We start from the raw sequence: 580 nt of genomic DNA on the forward strand, positions 1-580 counted from the left end.
TTCACAACCGTGGTTGGAGTATGCTTAAACTTGGCACACGAACGACGTGTGGTTGCCAAATCTTGGCCACGTTTGTGAGGGTTACGAATTAAATACTCACGAGAGTAACGACGCATGAAAGGCATGTCTAACGCCCAACATGCCATACCAATAAACGGCACATACAGCAGTTGTTGTTTGAGGAAAAACTTCGGCATTGGAATACGATCTTTAAATACGCAGCACAGCACAACAATATCCGTCCAACTGAGGTGATTGCTGATCAGCAAATACCAACCATCTTTTTTCAGATTCTCGATGCCTTGAACGTCCCACTCCACACGGTTAGACAAGGCAAGAATCCCCGCATTGACGGTCGCCCAAATCCACATCACTTTGTTGGCAGCTTCCGTCCCTTTAGCTTTTAACTGCGCGGTCGGAAGTAGGATCTTAAAAATAGCGATGACACAAATTACGAGTGAACAAATCGCAGAATTGAGGATCACAAAAGAAGCGTTAAAAAAAAATAACAAATATGCCAACATGATAACCAAACAACAGTGATAAGGTGTGAGTAATAAAACAGCGTGTAATTATACTG

The 580-nt window shown here is 42.9% G+C and carries 1 protein-coding gene; it reads right to left on the reverse strand.

Going from position 1 to position 580, the window contains the following annotated elements:
* A partial coding sequence (locus R7O13_RS29165) for an acetyltransferase (RefSeq protein WP_318305494.1) occupies nt 1-524 on the reverse strand: 524 nt, incomplete at its 3' end.
* Nucleotides 525-580 lie beyond the last annotated feature (56 nt).

This window comes from Vibrio sp. Y176 (assembly GCF_033438945.1).